This is a genomic window from Streptomyces vilmorinianum, from assembly GCF_005517195.1.
In the GTDB taxonomy this organism is placed as follows: Bacteria; Actinomycetota; Actinomycetes; order Streptomycetales; family Streptomycetaceae; genus Streptomyces; species Streptomyces vilmorinianum.
Genome location: NZ_CP040244.1, coordinates 5,534,595 through 5,553,993, shown reverse-complemented (window position 1 = coordinate 5,553,993; position 19,399 = coordinate 5,534,595). Strand labels below are relative to the sequence as shown.

Genomic DNA, 19,399 nt, shown 5'->3' with positions numbered 1-19,399 from the left:
CGGGCGCGGTGTCGTCGGCCGCGGGGCGGTGGCGGCTGGGTGTTCCTCCCCGCACCACCCGTGCGGGTGGGAAGACAGCGGTGACGCGCCGCCGGCGGCCGCGGGTGCGATGGCTTCCGCGCCGCCGGCGGCCGTGGGTGCGATGGCTTCGCGTCGCGGGTGTTCGGGGGCTTGCCTATTCTGGGGGCTTTGGCGTGTGTCGAGTCGTCGGAGGGTTTGCCTTGACCAACCAGCAGATTCCGGTCGTCGTCCTCTCCGGGTTCCTCGGATCGGGCAAGACGACGCTGCTCAACCATCTGCTGCGCAGCGCCCGGGGCACCCGGATCGGGGTCATGGTCAACGACTTCGGGGACATCGGGATCGACGCCATGACCGTCGCCGGGCAGGTCGGGTCCACCGTCTCGCTCGGGAACGGATGCCTGTGCTGTGCCGTCGACGTCAGTGAGCTGGACGAGTACCTGGAGGTGCTCACCAGGCCCGAGCTGCGGCTCGATGTGATCGTCATCGAGGCGAGCGGGCTGGCGGAGCCCCAGGAGCTGGTGCGGATGGTGCTCGCCAGCGAGAACGAGCGGATCGTGTACGGCGGGCTCGTGCAGGTCGTCGACGCCGCCGAGTTCTCCGCCACGCGCGAACGTCACCCCGAGACCGACCGGCATCTCGCCCTCGCCGACCTGGTCGTCGTCAACAAGGCGGACCGGGTCGGCGAGCGGGAGCTGGACGCCGTCCACGAGACCGTCGCCCGTCTCGCGGGGCCCGCCGCGGTGATCCGTGCCGCGCACGGGCGGATCGACCCCGAGGTCCTCTTCGACCGGGTCGTGCCCGACGGGGAGATCGAGGGGCAGATGTCCATCGAGGACCTCCTCTACGGTGACCCCGACGAGGAGCACGACCACGCGCACGCCGCCTACGAGACCCTCTCCCTCGCCTCCGGCACGGCCCTGCACCCGCGCAGGCTCATGGAGTTCCTGGACTCCCGCCCGGAGGGCCTCTACCGCATCAAGGGATTTGTCGACTTCGGCGCCGCCGACCCCGGCAACCGCTACACCGTGCACGCCGTCGGCAGGTTCCTGCGCTTCTACCCCGAGCCCTGGGCGGTCGGCCAGGAGCGGCTCACCCAGCTCGTCCTCATCGGCGCCGGCATCGACGCGGCGGCCCTGCGCAAGGCGCTCGCCGCCTGCGAGCTGAACGGCCCGCAGGACGTCCCCGACGAGCACAGCATGTGGGGCGTCCTGCGGTACGTACGACAGACCGATCCGGAACCGGCCGAGCCGGTCGACTAGGTCGCCGGGCCCGCCAGGACCGCCACCGGCTTCGGCAGCGGGGTGCCCGAGCCGTCGCGGCGCGGGTCGATCTCGGGCAGCTCCGCCGGGGTGCCGTTCTTCTGCGCGGCGCGCGCCGGGGTCGCGCCCGCCCAGGCCAGGACGAGCACGTCCTCGCCCTTCAGGAACCGCTGGCAGCGCACACCGCCCGTCGCGCGCCCCTTACGGGGGTACTGGTCGAACGGCGTCAGCTTCGCCGACGTACCGGCGGAGTCGTCCAGGGTGCCCGTGGAGCCCGCGACCGTGAACACCACCGCGTCCGCCGCCGGATCCACGGCCGTGAACGAGATCACCTCGGCGCCCTCGGCCAGCTTGATGCCCGCCATGCCACCCGCCGGGCGGCCCTGCGGCCGTACCTGCGAGGCCTGGAAGCGCAGCAGCTGGGCGTCGGAGGTGATGAAGACCAGGTCCTCCTCGCCCGTGCGCAGCTCGGTCGCGCCGACGATCCGGTCACCCTCCTTGAGGGTGATGACCTCCAGCTCGTCCTTGTTCGCCGGATAGTCCGGCACCACGCGCTTGACCACGCCCTGCAGCGTGCCGAGCGCGAGCCCCGGCGAGGACTCCTCGAGCGTGGTCAGGCAGACCACCGTCTCGTCGTCCTCCAGGGTGAGGAACTCCGCCAGCGGCGCGCCGCCCGCCAGGTTGGGGGCGGCGTGGGTGTCCGGCAGCTGGGGCAGGTCGATCACCGCGATCCGCAGCAGCCGTCCCGCCGAGGTCACCGCGCCGACGTCGCCGCGCTGGGTCGCCGGGACCGCCGAGACGATCACGTCGTGCTTGGAGCGCTTGCCGTCCTCCACGGCCGGGAGCTCCTCCGTCACCGTACGGGCCAGCAGACCCGTCGAGGAGAGCAGCACCCGGCACGGGTCGTCCGCGACCTCCAGGGACGTGGCCGAGACCGGCGCGCCCGCGGACTCCAGCAGGACCGTACGCCGATCGGTACCGAACTTCTTCGCCACCGCGGCCAGTTCCGCGGAGACCAGCTTGCGCAGCTCGCTGTCGGACTCCAGGATCCCGGTCAGCTCGTCGATCTCGCCGTTGAGCCGGTCGCGCTCGGTCTCCAGCTCGATCCGGTCGAACTTGGTGAGCCGGCGCAGCGGGGTGTCCAGGATGTACTGCGTCTGGATCTCGCTCAGCGAGAACCGCTCGATCAGGCGCTCCTTGGCCTGTGCCGAGTTGTCGCTGGAGCGGATGAGGCGGATGACCTCGTCGATGTCGAGCAGCGCGACGAGCAGGCCCTCGACCAGGTGCAGCCGGTCGCGCTTCTTGCCGCGGCGGAACTCGGAGCGACGGCGCACCACGTTGAAGCGGTGGTCGAGGTAGACCTCCAGGAGCTCCTTGAGGCCCAGCGTGAGCGGCTGGCCGTCGACCAGCGCCACGTTGTTGATGCCGAAGGACTCCTCCATCGGCGTCAGCTTGTAGAGCTGCTCCAGGACCGCCTCCGGCACGAAGCCGTTCTTGACCTCGATGACCAGGCGCAGACCGTGGTTGCGGTCGGTGAGGTCCTTGACGTCGGCGATGCCCTGCAGCTTCTTGGAGCCGACCAGGTCCTTGATCTTGGAGATGACCTTCTCCGGGCCGACCGTGAAGGGCAGCTCGGTGACGACGATGCCCTTGCGGCGCGCCGTCACGTTCTCCACGGTCGCCGTGGCGCGGATCTTGAACGTGCCGCGGCCGTTCTCGTACGCGTCCTTGATGCCGGACAGGCCGACGATCCGGCCTCCGGTCGGCAGGTCGGGTCCGGGGACGAAGCGCATCAGCGCCTCGAGGTCCGCGTGCGGATAGCGGATCAGGTGCCGGGCGGCCGCGATCACCTCGCCCAGGTTGTGCGGAGGCATGTTGGTCGCCATGCCCACCGCGATGCCGGACGCGCCGTTGACCAGCAGGTTCGGATACGCGGCGGGGAGCGCGACCGGCTCCTGCTCCTGGCCGTCGTAGTTCGGCGAGAAGTCGACGGTGTCCTCGTCGATCGACTCCGTCATCATCAGCGCCGCGGCGGCCATCCGGGACTCGGTGTACCGCATGGCGGCCGGCGGGTCGTCGTTGCCCAGCGAGCCGAAGTTGCCGTGGCCGTCGACGAGGGGGAGCCGCATCGAGAAGGGCTGGGCCATGCGCACCATCGCGTCGTAGATCGACGCGTCGCCGTGCGGGTGCAGCTTGCCCATGACCTCGCCGACGACACGGGCGCACTTCACATAGCCGCGGTCGGGGCGCAGGCCCATCTCGTTCATCTGGTAGACGATGCGGCGCTGGACGGGCTTCATGCCGTCGCGGGCGTCCGGCAGCGCGCGGGAGTAGATCACCGAGTACGCGTACTCGAGGAAGGAGCCCTGCATCTCGTCGACGACGTCGATGTCGAGGATCCTCTCCTCGAACGCGTCGTCCGGCGGCGGTGTCTTCGTGCTGCGGCGGGCCATCGCGGCTGCGGCTCCTTCACCAACAAGGTTGATCTGACGCGGACCATTGTGGACCGTCCCACCGACAACGCCGACCGCGACCCGGGCACGGCCCCCTGTGAGCCGGTGCATGAGCCGTACGCGACGGCCGGGCGACCCGGAAGAGGGACGCCGCGAACCTGCGGGAACTTCGCCAGGTGGTAGTGCGCTTGCATACAGTGGCAGGACTTTTCCATATCGCGATCGAAGGGACGTACATGCCCATGGGTCACACGGCCACGGCAGAGGCCGGCTCCGGCGGCCTGACAGCGACCGAGCACCGGCTGGCCAACGGCCTGCGGGTGGTGCTCTCCGAGGACCACCTGACCCCGGTCGCCGCGGTCTGCCTCTGGTACGACGTCGGCTCGCGCCACGAGGTCGCGGGCCGCACGGGCCTCGCCCACCTCTTCGAGCACCTGATGTTCCAGGGCTCCAAGCAGGTCCACGGCAACGGGCACTTCGAGCTGGTGCAGGGAGCGGGCGGCTCGCTCAACGGCACGACGAGCTTCGAGCGCACCAACTACTTCGAGACCATGCCGGCCCACCAGCTGGAGCTCGCGCTCTGGCTGGAGGCGGACCGCATGGGCTCGCTGCTCGCGGCCCTGGACGACGAGTCCATGGAGAACCAGCGGGACGTCGTCAAGAACGAGCGCCGCCAGCGGTACGACAACGTTCCCTACGGCACGGCCTTCGAGAAGCTGACCGCCCTCGCCTACCCCGAGGGCCACCCGTACCACCACACGCCGATCGGCTCCATGGCCGACCTGGACGCGGCCACCCTCGAGGACGCGCGGGCCTTCTTCCGCACGTACTACGCGCCGAACAACGCGGTGCTCTCGGTCGTCGGCGACATCGACCCCGAGCAGACCCTGGCCTGGATCGAGAAGTACTTCGGCTCCATCCCGTCCCACGACGGCAAGCTCCCGCCGCGCGACGGCACGCTGCCCGACACCATCGGCGAGCAGCTGCGCGAGGTCGTCGAGGAGGAGGTCCCGGCCCGCGCGCTGATGGCCGCCTACCGGCTGCCGCACGACGGCACGCGCGAGTGCGACGCCGCGGACCTGGCCCTGACGGTGCTCGGCGGCGGCGAGTCCTCGCGGCTCCACAACCGCCTGGTCCGCCGGGACCGCACGGCCGTGGCCGCCGGCTTCGGCCTGCTGCGCCTGGCGGGCGCCCCCTCGCTCGGCTGGCTGGACGTCAAGACCTCCGGCGGTGTCGAGGTGCCCCGCATCGAGGCCGCCGTCGACGAGGAGCTGGCCCGCTTCGCGGCCGAGGGCCCGACGCCCGAGGAGATGGAGCGCGCCCAGGCCCAGTTGGAGCGCGAGTGGCTGGACCGGCTCGGCACGGTCGCGGGCCGCGCCGACGAACTGTGCCGCTACGCGGTGCTGTTCGGCGACCCGCAGCTCGCCCTCACCGCGGTGAACCGGGTCCTGGACGTCACCGCGGCGGAGGTGCGGGCGGTCGCCAAGGCCAAGCTGCGCCCGGACAACCGCGCGGTGCTGGTGTACGAGCCGCTCGGCACCGAACAGAGCGACAGCGACAGCGACGAGGAAGAGGGAGCGGACCAGTGACCGACGCCGGCGCGCCTTTGACGAGCATGACGTTCCACCCGCAGCCGGAGGCGGGCATCGCCAAGCCGTGGGCCTTCCCGGCCCCGGACCGCGGAGCGCTGGACAACGGTCTGACCGTGCTGCGCTGCCACCGCCCCGGCCAGCAGGTGGTGGCCGTCGAGATCTTCCTCGACGCCCCCCTGGACGCCGAGCCCGAGGGCCTCGACGGCGTCGCCACGATCATGGCCCGCGCCCTCTCCGAGGGCACGGACAAGCACACGGCCGAGGAGTTCGCCGCCGAGCTGGAGCGCTGCGGCGCCACGCTCGACGCGCACGCCGACCACCCGGGCGTACGGGTCTCCCTGGAGGTCCCCGTCTCCCGGCTGCCCAAGGCGCTCGGCCTCCTCGCCGAGGCCCTGATCGCGCCGGCCTTCCTCGACACCGAGGTCGAGCGCCTGGTGCGCAACCGGCTCGACGAGATCCCGCACGAGACGGCCAACCCGGCCCGCCGGGCGGCCAAGCAGCTCTCCAAGGAGCTCTTCCCGGCCACCTCCCGTATGTCCCGGCCGCGCCAGGGCACCGAGGAGACGGTGGAGGCGATCGACGCCGCGGCCGTGCGCGCGTTCTACGAGGCGTACGTCCGGCCCTCCACGGCCACCGCCGTGGTCGTCGGCGACCTGACCGACGTGGATCTGGACAAGGTCCTCGACGAGACGCTGGGCGTCTGGACGGGGAACGCCGCCGAGCCGCGCCCCGTCCCGCCGATCACGGCCGACGACACGGGCCGCGTCGTCATCGTGGACCGCCCGGGCGCCGTCCAGACCCAGCTGCTGATCGGCCGCGTCGGCGCCGACCGGCACGACCGCGTCTGGCCGGCGCAGGTCCTCGGCACGTACTGCCTCGGTGGCACGCTCACCTCCCGCCTGGACCGCGTCCTGCGCGAGGAGAAGGGCTACACGTACGGTGTCCGGGCCTTCGGTCAGGTGCTGCGCTCGGACGGCAAGGGACACGGTGCCTCGATGCTCGCCATCAGCGGCTCCGTCGACACGCCCAACACCGGCCCGGCGCTCGACGATCTGTGGAAGGTGCTGCGCACCCTCGCCGCGGAGGGTCTGACGGACGCGGAGCGCGACGTGGCCGTGCAGAACCTGGTGGGTGTGGCTCCGCTGAAGTACGAGACCGCGGCCTCCGTCGCCGGGACGCTCGCCGACCAGGTCGAGCAGCACCTCCCGGACGATTTCCAGGCGCAGTTGTACGCGCGCCTGGCCGAGACCGGCACGGTGGAGGCGACGGCGGCCGTCGTCAACGCCTTCCCAGTGGACCGCCTGGTCACCGTGCTCGTCGGTGACGCCGCCCAGATCGAGGAGCCGGTGCGCGCCCTCGGTATCGGTGAAGTCACCGTCGTCACAGGCTGATCGAGCCGGATCGAGCCGGATCGAGCCGGTTCCGAGGACCCCGACGTCACTGTACGTCGGGGTCCTCCCCTTTGTCCGGATTGCAGCAGAGGGTGGCCGTATGCCCTGTGGCATGTCTTACAAACGGGCGTGTCTGTTTGGTGATTGAAAGACGATCCGCTTAGCGTCGGTCCGGCTGTTCGCCAGTTGCACCCGCCGCACCCGCGGCATCGGACAGTCATCGCCGAGTCCCCGTCAGGCGCGAGCCTGGGGAGCCGGGGACCCACACGAAGTCCCTGGGGTGAATCGGACGCCTTCGCACCGCGTGCGGAGGGGCCCGTAGGAGACCTTCCTGCTCCGAACCCGTCAGCTAACCCGGTAGGCGAGAAGGAAGGAAAGGATCAGCCACTACATGGCGTTCACCCGTGCCACCGGGAAGCATCGTGGTCCGAGCCGTCTGACGCGCCGCAGCGCGGGGCTCGCCGGCGTGGCGACGCTCGCCACCACCGGCGTCATCGGAACCCTCGCCTCCCCGGCGTTCGCCGCCGACACGGACGCTCCCTCCCTCGAGGACACCGGCCTGACCCAGGTCGTCGCCGCCGACTCCCTCGCGAAGACCATCGACGCCCAGGCCGCCGCGCAGGAGCGCGAGGCCGTCGAGGCCCTGGAGCGCGCCAAGGCCGCGGCCGAGGCCAAGCGCAAGGCCGAGGCCCGCGCCAAGGAGATCCGCGCCGCCAAGGAGCGCGCCGCCCGTGAGGCCGAGCGCAAGCGTCTGAACTCCTTCCAGCTTCCCGTGGCCGGCTCGTACGTGACCACCGGCTACAAGGCCGGCGGCTCGCTCTGGTCCTCCGGCAGCCACTCCGGCGTCGACTTCCGCGCGGCCTACGGCAGCACGGTCGTCTCCGTCGGCTCCGGCACCGTCGTCGAGGCCGGCTGGGGCGGCGCCTACGGCAACAACATCGTCATCCGGATGAACGACGGCACGTACACCCAGTACGGCCACCTGTCGGCCATCAGTGTCTCGGTCGGACAGTCCGTCACCCCGGGCCAGCAGATCGGCATCTCGGGCTCGACCGGCAACTCGACCGGCCCGCACCTCCACTTCGAGGCGCGCACCAGCGCCGAGTACGGCTCCGACATCAACCCGGTCGCGTACCTGCGCGCCCGCGGCGTGAACGTCTGATCCACGCCCCACCCGCGTCAGAAAAGCCCCGGCTCGTACTGAGCCGGGGCTTTTCGCTGGCCAAAAGATATCCATGGATCTCCGGTAGCCATCGGAAATGTCTCTCCGCTGCAATAGAGTCACCGAAGAGTCGGCGAGGAGCCGGCGAACAGGCGTCAATCGGATGGGTTTCGCGCGGATTAAGGCGGAGGTCGAACATGCGCATTCCCGCGCACTCGGTATGCACGGCGATCCGGGACGACATCGTCTCCGGAGCCTTCGAGCGCGGCAGCCGGCTGACCGAGGAGCAGCTGGCCCGCCGCTACGGAGTCTCCCGCGTCCCGGTCCGCGAGGCCCTGCGCACGCTGGAGTCGGAGGGCTTCGTGATCACCCGCCGCCACGCGGGCGCCCATGTCGCCGAGCCGACCGAGCAGGAGGCGGCCGACCTGCTCGACGTACGGGCGCTCCTCGAGCCGCTCGGAGCCGCGCGCGCCGCCCAGCGTCGTACCGAGGCCCATCTCAAGGTGCTGCGTGGCCTGGTCAGGCTGGGTCAGGAACGGGCCAGACGCGGCCAGGGCGAGGATCTGCGCTCGCTCGGCAGCTGGTTCCACGAGACCCTGGCCCAGGCCTCGGGCAGCCCGGCGCTCACGGCCCTGCTCACCCAGCTGCGGCACAAGATCGCCTGGATGTACACGGTCGAGACCCCCGCCCAGCCCGTGGAGGCGTGGGCCGAGCACGGGGCGATCGTGGACGCGGTGGCGCGGGGCGACGCCGAACGCGCCCGTACGCTCACCGCCCTGCACGCCGAGCGCTCCCTGGTCCTGCACCGGCTGAAACGGCCGGAACGCCCGGAACGCGGCCGTGTGAGGGCTTCGCAACACGTCGTAAACACGGCGAGCATCCGGAATTAACGAGCACGCCGTATACAAAGAGGGAGCAATTCGGCGGGCGGAATTCGTGCTGCGCCGAATTCCGATGGACTGTGCTCTTACTGGAAAGCGGAGAAAACGAAGGAGCCGCACCCGCCGGAATTCCGGCCGGTGCGGCTCCTTCGTGTGTGGTCCTTGGGTCAGACGGTCTCGGGGAGCTCCTCGAGCCCCTCGGCGACCAGTCGCGCCAGACGGTCCAGAGCGGCCTCGGCGCCGTCGGCGTCCGAAGCGAGCACGATCTCCTCGCCGCCCTGCGCGCCCAGGCCGAGCACCGCGAGCATCGACGCGGCGTTGACCGGGTTGCCGTCGGCCTTGGCGATCGTCACGGGGACGCCGGAGGCCGTGGCAGCACGGACGAAGATGGAGGCGGGGCGGGCGTGAAGGCCCTCGGCCCAGCCGACATTGACGCGGCGCTCAGCCATGGTGTTGCCCTTCAAAGTCTCAGCGGTTGTCTAGACCAGTCTCTCACGGGTTGCGAGGTGCTCGTAGCCGACCTCCGGCCCCGGCGGGACGGCCGTTCGGCCCTCCTACCTTGCATGGCGCACACAGCGTGCGCGACCGGTGCCACTGTCGTATCCCGGCCGTACGCTTGCCCCATGCAGAGCGCGTCGGAACAGCCTGAACACGCATACCCCGACCACTGGGAAGCGGATGTGGTCCTCCGTGACGGCGGCACCGCGCGCATCAGGCCCATCACCGTTGATGACGCCGACCGACTGGTCAGCTTCTACGAGCAGGTCTCGGACGAGTCGAAGTACTACCGCTTCTTCGCGCCCTACCCGCGCCTCTCCGCCAAGGACGTCCACCGCTTCACCCATCACGACTTTGTGGACAGGGTGGGACTCGCGGCGACCGTCGGCGGAGAGTTCATCGCCACCGTACGCTACGACCGCATCGACGCCCAAGGCATGCCCGCCAGCGCTCCCGCCGACGAGGCCGAGGTCGCCTTCCTGGTCCAGGACGCCCACCAGGGGCGGGGCGTGGCGTCCGCACTGCTCGAACACATCGCGGCGGTGGCGCGGGAGCGGGACATCAGACGGTTCGCGGCGGAGGTGCTGCCCGCGAACACGAAGATGATCAAGGTCTTCACGGACGCCGGGTACACCCAGAAGCGCAGTTTCGAGGACGGCTCCGTGCGGCTCCATCTCGACCTGGAGCCCACCGACCGCTCGCTCGCCGTGCAGCGCGCGCGGGAGCAGCGGGCCGAGGCCCGCTCGGTGCAGCGCCTCCTCGCACCCGGCTCGGTCGCCGTCATCGGCGCCGGGCGCACCCCGGGCGGGGTCGGCCGTACGGTGCTGCGCAACCTCCTGGACTCCGGCTACACCGGGCGTACGTACGCGGTGAACCGCGCCCTCGCGGAGGGGACCGGCTCCCTCGACGGGGTGCCGGCCTTCCGCTCCGTCGGGGACATCGGCGAGCCGGTGGACCTGGCGGTGGTGGCCGTCCCGGCCGACCGGGTGCCGGAGGCGGTCGCCGACTGCGGAGAGCACGGGGTGCAGGGCCTGGTCGTGCTCTCGGCGGGCTACGCGGAGAGCGGGGCGGAGGGGCGGGACCGGCAGCGCGAACTGGTACGGCAGGCCCGCTCGTACGGGATGCGGATCATCGGGCCCAACGCCTTCGGGATCATCAACACCTCGGCCGGTGTCCGGCTGAACGCCTCGCTCGCGCCGCAGATGCCGACGGCCGGGCGGATCGGTCTGTTCACCCAGTCCGGCGCGATCGGCATCGCGCTCCTCGCCGGACTGCACCGGCGGGGCGCCGGCCTCTCCTCCTTCATCTCGGCGGGCAACCGGGCGGACGTCTCGGGCAACGACTTCCTCCAGCACTGGTACGACGACCCGGAGACGGACGTCGTCCTGCTGTACCTGGAGTCGATCGGCAACCCCCGGAAGTTCACCCGGCTGGCCCGGCGCACGGCCGCGGTCAAGCCGGTCGTGGTGGTCAAGGGCGCGCGGCACAGCGGGAGCGCGCCGCCCGGACACCGGGTGCCGGTCACGCGCATCCCGCACGCCACGGTCTCCGCGCTGCTGCGCCAGGCCGGGGTCATCCGCGTCGACACGGTCACCGAACTCGTCGACGCGGGCCTGCTCCTCGCGGGCCAGCCGCTGCCGGCCGGGCCCCGGGTCGCGATCCTCGGCAACTCGGAGTCGCTCGGGCTCCTCACGTACGACGCCTGCCTGACGGAGGGGCTGCGTCCGCTGCGCCCGCTCGACCTGACGACGGGGGCGAGCCCGGCGGACTTCCGCGACGCGCTGACGGCGGCCCTCGCGGACGACGCGTGCGACGCGGTCGTGGTGACGGCGATCCCCTGGGTCGGTGAGAACGGAGCCGTCGAGTCCGGCGACGGCGAGGTCCTCGCGGCCTTCCTCCGCGAAGCGGTCGCCACCGCGCCGTCGTCGGCGAAGCCGGTGGTCGTGGTCCACGTCGAGATGGGCGGCCTGGCGGAAGCCCTCGCGGTGGCGACGAGCACGAGGCCGACACCGGGGACCTCTGCGGGCGCGGCGGGAGCCGGGACCGGGACCGGGCCCGGGGGGCCCGCGCGGCCGGTCCTCGGCCTGTCCGTGGCACCCGCCGACGCCGGGACACCAGCTCCGGTGGGGTCCGGCGACCGGAAGGCAGGGCCCGTGCCCGTCTCCGGACAGGAGCCGGCGACGCCGGGACCGCCCGCCGGGACGGCCCGAGTCAGCCCGGCGGGCGAGGTGGGGGCCGGCGGATCCGGTGGGCTCGACGGGGCCCAGCCGCACGGTGCCGCCGCCGGCGACCGCGCGGGCGCGTCCGCCGCGGCACCCGGGCCGACGGCCCCGTCCCAGGCCTCGGCCGCCGCAGGCGGATCGCCGGAGGACCGGTCCCCGGCCCCGGCTCCGTCCACGACGGGCGGTTCTCCGGATGGCCCGTCACCGTCGACGGCCCCGGCGCGGTCCACCGCGGACGGGTACGGCACGTCACCAGCCCCGGCTCAGTCCACCATGGGCGGATCGGCGGACGGCCCGTCAGCGGTCCGGGGGGCGGGAGCCGGGGGGAGTATTCCCGCGTATCCCGCCGCCGAGCGGGCCGTGCGGGCGTTGGCCGAGGCCGTGCGGTACGGGGAGTGGCGGCGGCAGGCCGCCGAGCCGGGGCGGGTGCCGGAGTACGAGGACATCGACGAGAGCGGGGCCGCCGCGCAGATCGAGCGGATGCTCGGTGAGAACGCGGACGTCCGCGGCGTGAGCCTCGACGCCGACGCGGCGCGCGAGCTCCTCGGGCGGTACGGGATCGCCGTGCTGCCGACCCTGCCCGCCCCCACCCCCGACGCCGCCGTCCAGGCCGCCGCCCGCCTCGGCTACCCCGTCGCCCTCAAGACGACCGCGCCCCACCTGCGCCACCGCCCCGACCTCGGCGGCGTACGACTGGATCTGGCCACCGAGGAACAACTCCGCACCGCGTACGCCGAATTGACCGACACGCTCGGCAAGCCCGAGGAGCTCCAGCCGGTCGTCCAGGCGATGGTGCCGCGCGGGGTGGACACCGTCGTCCGCTCGGCCATCGACCCGGCCGTCGGCGCCGTGCTCTCCTTCGGGCTCGCCGGGGCCGCCTCCGAGCTGCTCGGCGACATGGCGCACCGGCTCGTCCCGGCCACCGACCGGGACGCCGCCGAGCTCGTACGGTCGATCCGCACGGCCCCCCTCCTCTTCGGCTGGCGTGGCTCCGCCCCCGTCGACACCCCGGCCCTCGAGGAACTGCTGCTGCGCGTCTCCCGGCTCGTCGACGACCACCCCGAGGTCGTCGCGATCACCCTGGAGCCGGTCGTCGTCGCCAACCACGGCCTCTCCGTGCTCGGCGCCACCGTCCGTCTCGCCCCGCCCCCGCCCCGCACGGACCTCGGCCCGCGCCGTCTGCCGAGCTACTGAAGCCCTGGCGGCAGGGGCCCGGAGCGCCCCTTCCGACGGATTAGGATGGAGTCCATGGCGAAGACCGGTACGACGACCCAGGGGCTGCGCGCGGCGATCGAGCGCAGCGGCTACTACCCGGCCCTCGTGGCCGAGGCGGTGGAGGCCGCCGTCGGTGGCGAGGCGATCGCGTCGTACCTGGTGCACCAGGAGACCACGTTCGATTCGAACGAGGTCCGCCGCCATGTCACGGTCCTCGTCCTGACGGCCAACCGCTTCATCGTCAGCCACACCGACGAGCAGGCCGCCGACAACAGCTCCCCGACGCCGTACGCCACGACCTCCACCGAGTCGGTCAAGCTCGACCGGATCTCCTCGGTCGTCGTCAGCCGCGTCGTCGCCAACCCGGAGTCGTACACCCCCGGCACCCTCCCCCGTGAGGTCGTCCTCACCATCGGCTGGGGCGCCGTCTCGCGGATCGACCTGGAGCCCGCCGCCTGCGGCGACCCCAACTGCGACGCCGACCACGGCTACACGGGCAACGCCACCGCCGACGACCTCAGCCTGCGCGTCAGCGACGCGGGCGACGGCCCCGACACCGTGCGCCAGACCCTCGCCTTCGCCCAGTCGCTCTCCGAAGCCACCGCGGCGACCCGCTGATGGTCCAGCCCACGGCCGTCACCTCCGGCTGGCCCGACGAACCCGTCCCGCTCGCCCTCGACACCGCTCCCGTACCCGAGTACGGCTCGGGCTCGCTGGCCGATCTCCTCCCGACGCTCGTCGCCGGGCAAGGGGCGCCCGGGTTCGAGGCCCGGATCGCCGAGCTCACCCCCGCCGACCGGAACTGCGTCTTCCTGATCGACGGGCTCGGCTGGGAGCAGATCAAGGCCCACCCGGACGAGGCCCCGTACCTCACCTCCCTCCTCGCCTCCTCGCGCGGCGGCACGGGGCGCCCGATCACCGCCGGATTCCCCGCCACCACCGCGACCTCGCTCGCCTCGGTCGGCACCGGACTGTTCCCCGGCGCGCACGGCCTGCCCGGCTACACCGTCCGCAATCCCGAGACCGGCGAGCTGATGAACCAGCTCCGCTGGAAGCCGTGGACCTCGCCCCGCGTCTGGCAGCCGTACCCCACGGTCTTCCAGCTCGCCCACGAGGCCGGGATCCACACCGCCCAGGTCTCCTCGCCGATCTTCCAGGACACCCCGCTCACCAAGATCGGACTGAGTGGCGGAACGTTTCACGGCCGGCTCGCCGGCGAGGAGCGCATCGACTTCGCCGCCGAGCAGCTCGCCGGCGGCGACCGCTCGCTGGTCTACACGTACTACAGCGAGCTCGACGGGGCCGGACACCGCTTCGGCATCGACTCCGACGCGTGGCGCGGTCAGCTGATGTTCGTCGACCGGCTCGTCCAGCGCCTCGCCGAGCAGCTGCCGCCCCGCTCGGCCCTGTACGTCACCGCCGACCACGGCATGGTCGACATCCCCTTCGACGAGCAGTCCCGGATCGACTTCGACGAGGACTGGGAGCTGCGCGCCGGTGTGGCCCTCCTCGGCGGTGAGGGGCGCGCCCGTCACGTCTACGCGGTGCCGGGCGCCGAGACCGACGTGCTGACGTGCTGGCGTGAGGTGCTCGGCGAGCAGTTCTGGGTGGCGAGCCGGGACGAGGCCATCGGGCTCGGCTGGTTCGGCGACAAGGTCGACGAGCGCGTGTACGGCAGGATCGGCGACGTCGTCGCCGCGGCCCATGACGACGTCGTCATCACCGCCTCCGTCAACGAACCCCACGAGTCGGCGATGGTCGGCATGCACGGATCGATGACGCCCGAGGAGCAGCTGGTCCCGCTCCTCGAAGTCCGCGCCTGACCCCGTCCCCTTCCTTCTCCCACGACCTGAAAGGTCATCGACCTCCCATGCCCGAGCTGGTGTTCTTCTCCGGAACGATGGACTGCGGAAAGAGCACCCTCGCTCTTCAGATCGAGCACAACCGGTCCGCCCGCGGGCTCCAGGGCATGATCTTCACGCGGGACGACCGTGCGGGGGAGGGCAAGCTCTCCTCCCGCCTCGGCCTGGTCACCGACGCCGTGGAGGCGGCCGAGGGCTTCGACTTCTACGCGTACCTCGTCGCCCATCTGTCGAAGGGTGGCCGCTGCGACTACGTCATCGCGGACGAGGCGCAGTTCCTGTCGCCCGAGCAGATCGATCAGCTCGCCCGGGTCGTGGACGACCTCGAACTCGACGTCTTCGCCTTCGGCATCACCACCGACTTCCGTTCCAAGCTGTTCCCCGGCTCGCAGCGGCTCGTGGAACTGGCCGACCGCGTCGAGGTACTTCAGGTCGAGGCCCTGTGCTGGTGCGGAGCCCGGGCGACGCACAACGCGCGTACGGTCGGCGGCGCGATGGTCGTCGAGGGCGCGCAGGTCGTGGTCGGCGACGTGAACGCGGGCGACGAGATCGGCTACGAGGTGCTGTGCCGCCGACACCACCGTCGCCGCATGACGGCGGCGACGGCGCGGGCGGCGGTCCTCTCCCCGGACGTCCTGCCGGTCACCTCGGCCTGACGGCGAGGGTCAGCGGAGCCCGGCCGTCACCGGCGTGGCGATCGGGTCGGCCTGGGGAGTGGCGGTCCGTGTGCGCTTGGCGAGGAACGCGGCCAGGAAGGCCAGCAGCAGCGCGGTGCCGGACAGGAGGGCGCCGACCCAGTTGGGTGCGGTGTAGCCGAGGCCCGCTGCGATGACGACGCCGCCGAGCCAGGCGGCCAGCGCGTTGCCGAGGTTGAAGGCGCCGATGTTCGCTGCCGAGGCGAGCGTGGGGGCGGCGGAGGCCTGGTCCAGGACCCACTTCTGCAGCGGGGGGACGGTGGCGAAGCCGAGCGCGCCGATCAGGGTGATGGTGACGGCGGCGAGGACCTTGTCGTGGGCGGTGGCCGTGAAGGCCAGCAGGGCCACGGCGAGGGCGCCCAAGGTGGTGAAGAGCAGGGGCATCAGGGCGCGGTCGGCGAACCGGCCGCCGAGGAGGTTGCCGAGGAACATGCCGATGCCGAAGAGGACGAGCAGCCAGGTCACGGCGCCTTCGGTGTAGCCGGCGACCTCCGTCATCATCGGCGTGATGTACGTGATGGCCGCGAACACACCGCCGTACCCGAGGACGGTCATCGCCATGGCGAGCCAGACCTGGACGTTCTTGAAGGCGGCGAACTCGGTGCGGACGTTCCGGCTCTCCGGCCTGCCCGTCTCGGGCACGAGCCCGGCCACGCCGAGGAAGCCGGCGACGCCGAGGGCGGCGACGAGGGCGAAGGTGACGCGCCAGCCGGCCGACTGGCCGATGGAGGTGCCCAGCGGGACGCCGACGATGTTGGCGACGGTCAGTCCCATGAACATCAGCGAGATCGCGGACGCCTTCCTCTCCGGGGCGACCAGATCGGCCGCGACGACCGAGCCGATGCCGAAGAACGCGCCGTGGGCGAGTGAGGCGACGATCCGGCCGGTCAGCATCACGCCGAACGAGGGGGCGACGGCGGACAGCAGGTTGCCGACGACGAAGAGGCCCATCAGGAAGAGGAGCATCTTCTTGCGGGACACCTTCGTGCCCAGCACGGTCAGGAGCGGGGCGCCGAGGACGACGCCGAGGGCGTAGCCGGTCACCAGCCAGCCGGCGGTGGGGATCGAGACACCGAAGTCACCGGCGACCTGGGGCAGCACACCCATGATCACGAACTCGGTGGTGCCGATCCCGAAGGCCCCGATGGCCAGGGCCAGGAGCGCGAGAGGCATGGCGAAGCACCTTCCAGAATGATTGCAGAGGGGTCTTACGTGCTTCGACAATAGTTGCAGACGCTGGATATCTGCAAACGGTGGATACCTCTGCGTGCAGGCGTATCGCGTCCGGCACCTCGTGTTCACCTCCGGTGCGCCCCCGGACCGCCTGCTGATCGGATACGAGTCGTCCGGCTCGGCGGTAATGGGCCTCGGCCCCTGATGTGACGCACCACCCGGAGGACGTGTGCCCCCTGCTGCCGAGACCAAGGACGAGGCCGCGGGCCGGATCGGGGACGGGACCGCGGACGGGACCGCGGACGGGACCCCGGACGGGACCGGGAACGGGACCGGGGGCCGCGCCCCCGCGCCGCGGCTCATCGACCGCGCCCGCCGCAGCCTCCGCCTCCGCGCGGCCGCCACGGCCGCCGCGCTGACCTGCCTCGTCCTCTGTCTCGCCGGAGCGCTCGCCGGCAGTTACCCGTTCGGGCCCACCACCCGCAACATCGTCGACCTCGGCCAGCAGTACCTGCCGTACCACGCCTACTGGCGGAAGCTGCTCCTCGGCCAGGCCGACGGCGACCTGTTCCTGAACTGGAGCTCGGGCTTCGGCTCGAACTTCCTCGGCGACTACGGCACGTATCTGAGCAGCCCGTTCGACCTGATGGTCGTCCTCTTCCCGGCGGACCGGATCGAACTCGCCCTCTACGTCATCACCGCCGCCAAGATCACCACCGCCGGTGCCGCGATGGCTGCGCTCCTCCTGACGCTGCGGCGCGGCCCCTGGCCCGTGGCCGCCGTCCTCGGCACGGCGTACGCGCTGTGCGGCTGGACCCTGAACTACGGCGCCACCGTGCCGATGTGGCTCGACGGACTGCTGGCCTTCCCCCTGCTGTGCCTGGTGGGGGAGTGGGCCCGCGCGGGGCGCCGCCCGGTCCTCGGGCCGCTGGTCGTGGCCCTGGTCTGGTTCGCCAACTTCTACACCGCGTACATGGCGACCCTCGGCGCGGCCGTCGTCCTGGCGGTCCGGCTCCTCACCGCCGACGACACCGGTCGCCGCCGCCTGGCCGGGCTGCTGCGCGCCGCCCGCGCCGTGCTCGTCGGCATCGGCCTCGCCGCACCGCTCGTCCTGGTGATCTTCCTGGCCACCCGGGTCGCGGACCCGACCCCCGAGGTGACGTTCACCGCCGTCGCCTGGACGGAGGTGTTCGCGCGGCTGCTGCCCGCCACGGGGAGCGTCGCCAGCCCCGCTCTCTTCATCGGCACCCCGGCGCTCGCGCTGGCGCTGACCCTGCCGTTCAACCGCGCCCTCGCCCCCCGGGTCCGTATCGCCTGGACGGCCGCGATCTGCCTGGTGGCGCTCTCGATGCAGTGGGGCCCCACCCACCTGCTCTGGCACGCGGGGGCCTCGCCGAACGGCATTCCGTACCGTCAGACCTTCGTGCTCTGCGGCCTGTTGCTGATCGCGGCCTGGCTGTCCACGGCCCAGGGGCTGCCCCGGACGTCCGCGCTGCTCGGCGCCGGGGCGCTCCTGGCGGCCATGACGTTCGTCGCCCGGGACAGCGTCGTCGTCGACCGATGGACCTACCCCGCTTTCGCCGTCGCGCTGATCCTCGCCGTGCTCGCCGCCGCTGCCGTTCTGCTCGCCCGGCGGTACACCGCCGGCGCCCGGGTCCTGCCCGCCGTTGCCGTCGCGCTCCTCGTCCTGGCCCAGGCCGGCGAGACCGCGATCACGGGGGGCAGGATCGAGGAGAAGCAGCTGAGCCAGGTCTCCTGGGCGCCGCGCGTCGGACCCTGGCACGAGGACATGGCCCGGGCCACCGCACGCGCGGACGCCTGGCCGCGCCACCGTACGGATCCCGGCGAGGTGCCCGGCGGCAACGACGTCCTGCTGGTCGGCGGGCAGGGCGCCGACTACTACTCCAGCCTGACCTCGAAGGTCTACTCCGAGACGCTCTCCGCCCTCGGCTTCGGCTTCTACGCGAAGGGCCGCCACCCGGTCAGCCTGGACAATCCCGTGACCGACGCGATCTTCTCGATCGGCACCCGGATGCGCTCCACACCCTCGGCTCCCGTACGCACGGACACACTGCCCGAGGCCGCGATCACCCTCACCGGCACCCCCGTGCCCCCGCTCGTCACCGTCCGCCCGGACGTCCGGCTTCCCGCGGCCGGAACCACGGGCCCTGGGGCCCGCACCACCTTCGGTGAATCCGCCTTCGCCAACCAGGAGTTGCTGCTCGGCGCGAAGGTGTACGAGGTGCCGGCCACACTCCGGCGCACGGACGGTCCCCAGGGCGCCACCACGCTGACCGCCTCCTGCCCCGCCCACGCCCAACTCTGGTTCTGGGCCCCCGAGTACCAGGGCACCGCCGCCCTGCAGGGACAGCCGCCCGTCTCCTTCGCCGGCAAACTGCCGTCCGTCCTCGGCCCGATGCAGACGCTCGGCACGGTCCCGGCCTCGGGCGCGGTGCGGATCGAACTGCGCGGCCCGCGCGCGTCCAAGGGGGCGGCCCCGCTGCCACGGCACCCCGTCGGCTGCCTCGTCCAGGAGCGGCTCGACACGGCCGTGCGCCACCTGACGGCCACCGGAGCCACCGCCGTCCACGCCTCCGGCCACACCCTGACCGCCGAACTCCCGCCCGGCAGCACCGGAACCGCCGTCATCGCCGTGCCGCGGATCTCCGGCTGGAGCTGTCGCGCCGGGGACGCGTCCCCAGCCCCCGCCCAGCGGTATCTGGGTCTCCTGGCCGTCCCGCTCGACGGCGCGGCGTCCTCGGTCAGCTGCACCTTCCGGCCCCCGGGGCTGCGCCTCGGCGGAGCGATCGGCGCCATCGCGCTGATCGCTCTGCTGGTCATCGGATTCCGGAGCCGGTTTCCGCGCGGGACGACAAGAGTTCACCCGGAGTGCACATCCGGCTCGACCGGCGGGAAATAGCGGTGGATACGCTGCCCGCCCGGCCGGCGTTCGTCGGCGTGACCGCCGTCAGCTC

At 72.2% G+C, this 19,399-nt stretch carries 13 protein-coding genes and 1 riboswitch; of the genes, 10 read left to right on the top strand and 3 right to left on the bottom strand.

All coding sequences use genetic code 11. From position 1 onward, the window contains the following. The first annotated feature begins 221 nt into the window (after positions 1-221). A complete protein-coding gene (locus FDM97_RS25765) occupies positions 222-1,280 on the top strand; it encodes a CobW family GTP-binding protein (protein ID WP_137992859.1) in 1,059 nt (352 codons plus the stop codon). Here the strand turns inward: FDM97_RS25765 and FDM97_RS25760 are convergent. Further along, on the bottom strand, positions 1,277-3,733 hold the full coding sequence (locus FDM97_RS25760) for a DNA gyrase/topoisomerase IV subunit A (protein WP_137992858.1): 2,457 nt from the start codon (positions 3,731-3,733) through the stop codon (positions 1,277-1,279). The genes FDM97_RS25765 and FDM97_RS25760 overlap by 4 nt on opposite strands. Positions 3,734-3,969: 236 nt before the next feature. On the opposite strand from FDM97_RS25760, the gene FDM97_RS25755 reads away from it, so the two are divergent. The 4 genes from FDM97_RS25755 (at position 3,970) to FDM97_RS25740 (ending at position 8,768) form a co-directional block, all read left to right on the top strand. After that, positions 3,970-5,322, top strand: a complete 1,353-nt coding sequence (locus FDM97_RS25755; RefSeq protein WP_137992857.1) for a M16 family metallopeptidase — start codon at positions 3,970-3,972, stop codon at positions 5,320-5,322. Between the two features lie 26 nt (positions 5,323-5,348). Beyond that, positions 5,349-6,716 carry a M16 family metallopeptidase gene (locus FDM97_RS25750; RefSeq protein WP_137995029.1) on the top strand — a complete coding sequence of 456 codons (1,368 nt, stop codon included), beginning with the start codon at positions 5,349-5,351 and terminating at the stop codon, positions 6,714-6,716. A gap of 211 nt (positions 6,717-6,927) precedes the next feature. Next, positions 6,928-7,094: riboswitch (cyclic di-AMP (ydaO/yuaA leader) on the top strand. Between the two features lie 13 nt (positions 7,095-7,107). Next, positions 7,108-7,878, top strand: coding sequence for a M23 family metallopeptidase (locus FDM97_RS25745; protein ID WP_137992856.1), 771 nt, complete (start codon positions 7,108-7,110; stop codon positions 7,876-7,878). A 197-nt stretch (positions 7,879-8,075) separates the two neighbouring features. After that, positions 8,076-8,768, top strand: coding sequence for a GntR family transcriptional regulator (locus FDM97_RS25740; protein WP_137992855.1), 693 nt, complete (start codon positions 8,076-8,078; stop codon positions 8,766-8,768). Between the two features lie 158 nt (positions 8,769-8,926). On the opposite strand, the gene FDM97_RS25735 is transcribed toward FDM97_RS25740, so the two are convergent. Continuing rightward, a complete protein-coding gene (locus FDM97_RS25735; RefSeq protein WP_137992854.1) occupies positions 8,927-9,208 on the bottom strand; it encodes an HPr family phosphocarrier protein in 282 nt (93 codons plus the stop codon). Positions 9,209-9,382: 174 nt separating this feature from the next. On the opposite strand from FDM97_RS25735, the gene FDM97_RS25730 reads away from it, so the two are divergent. The 4 genes from FDM97_RS25730 to FDM97_RS25715 are packed head-to-tail and all read left to right on the top strand — an operon-like array spanning position 9,383 to position 15,212. Next, on the top strand, positions 9,383-12,673 hold the full coding sequence (locus FDM97_RS25730) for a GNAT family N-acetyltransferase (protein WP_137992853.1): 3,291 nt from the start codon (positions 9,383-9,385) through the stop codon (positions 12,671-12,673). A 54-nt stretch (positions 12,674-12,727) separates the two neighbouring features. Further along, a complete protein-coding gene (locus FDM97_RS25725) occupies positions 12,728-13,312 on the top strand; it encodes a DUF5998 family protein (RefSeq protein ID WP_137992852.1) in 585 nt (194 codons plus the stop codon). Then, the gene (locus FDM97_RS25720; protein ID WP_137992851.1) at positions 13,312-14,517 is read left to right on the top strand and encodes an alkaline phosphatase family protein; all 1,206 of its coding nucleotides are present in this window, start codon (positions 13,312-13,314) and stop codon (positions 14,515-14,517) included. Before FDM97_RS25725 ends, FDM97_RS25720 begins: the two co-directional genes overlap by 1 nt. 47 nt (positions 14,518-14,564) lie before the next feature. Beyond that, complete coding sequence (locus tag FDM97_RS25715; RefSeq protein WP_137992850.1) at positions 14,565-15,212, top strand: thymidine kinase; 648 nt, start codon at positions 14,565-14,567, stop codon at positions 15,210-15,212. 9 nt (positions 15,213-15,221) lie between these two features. Here FDM97_RS25715 and FDM97_RS25710 read toward each other — a convergent pair whose 3' ends face one another. Continuing rightward, positions 15,222-16,424: an MFS transporter gene (locus FDM97_RS25710; protein WP_137992849.1), complete on the bottom strand. Its 1,203-nt coding sequence runs from the start codon at positions 16,422-16,424 to the stop codon at positions 15,222-15,224. A 229-nt stretch (positions 16,425-16,653) separates the two neighbouring features. On the opposite strand from FDM97_RS25710, the gene FDM97_RS25705 reads away from it, so the two are divergent. Then, a complete protein-coding gene (locus FDM97_RS25705) occupies positions 16,654-19,344 on the top strand; it encodes a YfhO family protein (protein ID WP_137992848.1) in 2,691 nt (896 codons plus the stop codon). Positions 19,345-19,399: the final 55 nt, after the last annotated feature.

Bases quoted from the DNA above. Each gene is read 5' to 3' on its own strand.
- FDM97_RS25760 (WP_137992858.1), bottom strand. From the start codon at position 3,733: ATGGCCCGCCGCAGCACGAAGACACCGCCGCCGGACGACGCGTTCGAG.
- FDM97_RS25755 (WP_137992857.1), top strand. From the start codon at position 3,970: ATGCCCATGGGTCACACGGCCACGGCAGAGGCCGGCTCCGGCGGCCTG.
- FDM97_RS25750 (WP_137995029.1), top strand. From the start codon at position 5,349: ATGACGTTCCACCCGCAGCCGGAGGCGGGCATCGCCAAGCCGTGGGCC.
- FDM97_RS25745 (WP_137992856.1), top strand. From the start codon at position 7,108: ATGGCGTTCACCCGTGCCACCGGGAAGCATCGTGGTCCGAGCCGTCTG.
- FDM97_RS25740 (WP_137992855.1), top strand. From the start codon at position 8,076: ATGCGCATTCCCGCGCACTCGGTATGCACGGCGATCCGGGACGACATC.
- FDM97_RS25735 (WP_137992854.1), bottom strand. From the start codon at position 9,208: ATGGCTGAGCGCCGCGTCAATGTCGGCTGGGCCGAGGGCCTTCACGCC.
- FDM97_RS25730 (WP_137992853.1), top strand. From the start codon at position 9,383: ATGCAGAGCGCGTCGGAACAGCCTGAACACGCATACCCCGACCACTGG.
- FDM97_RS25725 (WP_137992852.1), top strand. From the start codon at position 12,728: ATGGCGAAGACCGGTACGACGACCCAGGGGCTGCGCGCGGCGATCGAG.
- FDM97_RS25720 (WP_137992851.1), top strand. From the start codon at position 13,312: ATGGTCCAGCCCACGGCCGTCACCTCCGGCTGGCCCGACGAACCCGTC.
- FDM97_RS25715 (WP_137992850.1), top strand. From the start codon at position 14,565: ATGCCCGAGCTGGTGTTCTTCTCCGGAACGATGGACTGCGGAAAGAGC.
- FDM97_RS25710 (WP_137992849.1), bottom strand. From the start codon at position 16,424: ATGCCTCTCGCGCTCCTGGCCCTGGCCATCGGGGCCTTCGGGATCGGC.